Source organism: Okeania sp. SIO2B9 (assembly GCF_010672505.1).
GTDB classification, from domain to species: domain Bacteria; phylum Cyanobacteriota; class Cyanobacteriia; order Cyanobacteriales; family Microcoleaceae; genus Okeania; species Okeania hirsuta.
Window position 1 is genome coordinate 1 of the sequence record NZ_JAAHGK010000791.1, and the last position, 3,693, is coordinate 3,693.

A 3,693-nucleotide genomic window follows, 5' to 3' on the forward strand; every position below is an offset into this window, starting at 1 on the left:
ACTCAGTCATCTTCGCCCCGACAATTGAACTAATATTCGAAAACGTTATCGCACGGATTTCACCGTGCAAACGAATATCGTCACATGGCGTTCGCATCTGCTATTTTGGGTGGCATGATCCCGACAGAGTTCGCGCTTTCCGCGATCGTTGCGCTTATCGACCCGGTCCGGATCGCGTGTTTCGCGGCGCCAAAGCCGCGCCGCGGTCCGGACGAAGGAGCGGTGAATGTAAAGAGGTAAAAACTAAATTATTAAGCGGTAAATATGCTAGTCATTCTTTGAGCTATCAACAACAAAATAAAGAGGGAATTATCGGTGTTGTTTGGACAGAAGATAAAAATATGAATAGTTTTTATAATACTATGAATGCTTGCCAGAAAGTGGCAGATAAAAGTTTATGCCAAACTTTATATCTAGTGAGAGCTGCTGAGGTTGGAAATGCCAAAAATATGAGCAATAGAATATATAGAAAAATTTTTAAGGGTAGGTTGAAAAATTGTCATATTCAGCCCAACCTGAAATCTGTATATTTTTTGGCTACATATCATAGTTTGGTGAATGCTGCTCTAGCTAATGAATTAATGATTGAAGGTAAGATTATTAGTCTCAAAGAGTTAGAAGAAATAATTTGTGAATCACAGATTTTAAACAGTTGTAGTCTATTACGAGATTTATCTGTAGTTGACTCAACAGATAATCAAGAACAACAAAGCGATTCAGATTTATCAGATTTAGATGAGGTGAAGGATTTTGTGGTAAATTTAATTAAAACAGAATGTTTTATGGAGCGCAAAAACATAATTGAAAATACACTAAATAAATTTATTAACATAGAGCAGTCAAAAATTTATACAATTATTGAGGAACTTGAAGGAGAACAGAAAATCAAAAATATTACTCCTACATCAAAATTAGATCGAAAACTAGTTTGTTTTATTCCTATTTAATAACGAACATTTAATTAAAGTTAGGAACGATAAATTAAAATCAATATTTAGTAGATCAAACTGATAGTTTTTGAAATTTTTTTAGTGATCTTAACTGCTTAAAAACCTGGAAAATCAGGATAGTTTGTCAATGCCAATAACTAATAAACCTCAACTACAGTCTCCCCCATTCAGTGTTACCAATGTTAAAGTTGCTTTTGAGTGCCCGCGTTTATTTTATCTCAAACAACGTTTTGGGGGCGACCATATATTTTTGCCAAAAGATTATATCCAGGAAATTGATAGTGCTTTTCTCGACTTAGCTAATCAGTTGATTAATATGATTAGAGAAGAATCTAGGATTCAAGCTTTGTTTAAGGGGAAGTTTGAGGAATTGATGGTAGAAGTGATCGCTAATCAAATACAACAATTATTTTATGAGTTGATTTTCTTTCCTTATTTAGACACAATAATTACAAAGGATTCTAGTCTAGCAACAGCACTCTATCAAAGTTGGCAGGTCTTAATTAAACTAATTTTAAATATATCTAAAATTATTGTTAAAAATCGGCGTTACTGCCATGAAAGTATTGTAGTTCGTCGCACATTAATTACAAGGGAAATACTACTAGATTATACTTTTAAAATACCAGATGGTGAGAATCAAAAGTTAACAGGAAAAGTTAATAATTTAATTTTTGATTTTGAGTATCGTCGTTTATGTGTGGTTAATTATCAGACTTATGAAACTGTAGAAGTATCGTCTCAGTTAATGGCGGTTGCTTTGTATAGTTTTCTACTGAAGCAAAAGAAAAAAGTGCCTGTTAATGCGGTTGTTTATTGGGTTTTGCCTGAGTTTGGAGAGTATCATTATTCATGGGAAAAACTTGAGAATATGGTGGAGAGTTTAATTCCTGCTAAGTTACAGGAGATGCGGGTGTGGTTAAGGTGGGAGGAGTCTCAACCAGACCCACCTCCAGCAACGGAGCATGAGTATTTATGCGATATTTGTCCTCAGAGGGAAAAGTGTCAGAGTTTTTTTGATAGGGATTGGTAGGAGTTATCAAAAGTAGGTTGGGTAGAACGAAGTGTTAGCGTTTGCGCAGCATTCTGTAGGAAACGTTTGACAGGATTCATGTTCTTCACCAAGACTTACTTCTCTGGCAGTATCGTCCTTAGTCCTTCAGGCTTATCCGCTTTTAGCCCATGCACCCTCGAGTAATGGTTGTTAACCCATTAAACCTGAGCTGCGAAGTCACTCCCTAGCTGAGAGGGGAGGAATTGAACCTGCATAGGGTATAAGTTTTTAACCTTTTGGTTAAAGGGTCATGTTGCAGTCATGGCTTCTTTGACCCAACGAGTCGCACTCAACCCAACCTACGGATACTTGGTATTTTTGGTGTGAGGGAATGCGATCGCTACTTTCTATTCTGGTATATATGCTATTTTTCTGAGTTTTTCGTAGGTTGTTTTCCCGAAACCAATTCCCTTTTTAGTTTGTTGTTTAAGATTTTCCCAAGTTAAGTTTTCTCCAGACTGTTTCCATAACATTAAGCTCGTAACGTTGAGAAACTGCTTGAATCTGTTTTGGTAATGTATATTGTACAAATCTATTGTTAGGGTTAATTTTACAAGGCAGTACACCTAATATTTCTATGTCTGGTTTATTCATCATTTGTCTAAAACGGTTAACATCTCGCTGAAGATAATTTTTAACATTAGATAAACCTTGATTAGCAAATGGTTTTAAGTCTGAAGGAATGATTAAATAGTTAGCACTAACTAGGGGAACAAAGGCATACAAATTCAAAGAAGGTGGTGTATCTATCAGGGCAATATCATATTTTTATTAGACAAATTTTAGTTTTTTTATTAGCGCAGTTTGAGTACTTCTCAGACCGTTTAACTCACCTTCAAGATCCATTAAATTTATATGAGAAGGAATTACATCTACTTCTGGATTATTAAACCTAGAAGCTCTAGCTACTTCTGGAATACTAGAATATTCATCGTATCTCAACACATGATAAATATAAGAGTCTTTGATATCATCAAATTGTTCATCATCAAATTTAATTAGACCTGTCGCAAAAGTTGTATTCGCCTGACTATCTAAATCAATAACAATAACTTGATAACCTTTTTTACTCAAAGCGGCAGCTAAATTAACCACTGTTGTCGTTTTTCCAACTCCACCTTTATTGTGATAGACAGCAATTACTTTCATAGAATTTATCCTACCTTGATTAATTGGATTAGACTCTGTTTCAATGTTTACTAAGTTTTCCTGATTTTCGGGAATATTGCTAACAATTTCTTTTGTCTCAGATTGAGTAGCGATCGCCTCACTTACACCTGCTTTTTCTACCGGAGTTTCTGGTATATTACAACTCTCTTTTTGACGCAAATAGTCTCGACCTACTATTTTTTTAATTTCTTCTATTTTGTCATCAATTTCAATTCCCAAACAACTAAAAATTAACTCAATCTGATTTCTGTCTCTTTGATAAATCCTAATTTATTTAGCATTAGTTAACAACCCATATTTTACATTTATACTTGTTAAATAATGCCTCAGTTTTCGTTGATGGCGGTCTAAATTTTCTCTCGGATGTTTTGCCTCCATAACTAAACTCAATGGAGAATCTCCATCTAAACGAAAAGGTAACTTCTGGACAGCAAATGATAAAAAGTCTAAACGGATACTACCCAGCGTTACTTCTTGATGCCAATGTTCGATACCGTATCCTAATTTTGGCAGTAGATA

Annotated in this window: 2 protein-coding genes and 2 pseudogenes; 2 read left to right on the forward strand and 2 right to left on the reverse strand. The window is 34.9% G+C overall.

Annotated elements, in window-relative coordinates; translation table 11 throughout:
* Nucleotides 1–278 precede the first annotated feature (278 nt).
* Nucleotides 279–947: a hypothetical protein gene (locus tag F6K13_RS23450; protein ID WP_287288554.1), complete on the forward strand. Its 669-nt coding sequence runs from the start codon at nucleotides 279–281 to the stop codon at nucleotides 945–947.
* A gap of 130 nt (nucleotides 948–1,077) precedes the next feature.
* On the forward strand, nucleotides 1,078–1,983 hold the full coding sequence (locus F6K13_RS23455) for a PD-(D/E)XK nuclease family protein (RefSeq protein WP_124145656.1): 906 nt from the start codon (nucleotides 1,078–1,080) through the stop codon (nucleotides 1,981–1,983).
* A gap of 447 nt (nucleotides 1,984–2,430) precedes the next feature.
* Here the strand turns inward: F6K13_RS23455 and F6K13_RS23460 are convergent.
* Nucleotides 2,431–3,153, reverse strand: a pseudogene (locus F6K13_RS23460) (ParA family protein).
* 291 nt (nucleotides 3,154–3,444) lie between these two features.
* Nucleotides 3,445–3,693 (reverse strand): annotated as a pseudogene (locus tag F6K13_RS23465) (ParA family protein); the annotation flags it as partial.

What these genes read in the sequence shown, in the direction of transcription:
- F6K13_RS23455 (WP_124145656.1), top strand. Translation starts at nt 1,078, where the DNA reads ATGCCAATAACTAATAAACCTCAACTACAGTCTCCCCCATTCAGTGTT.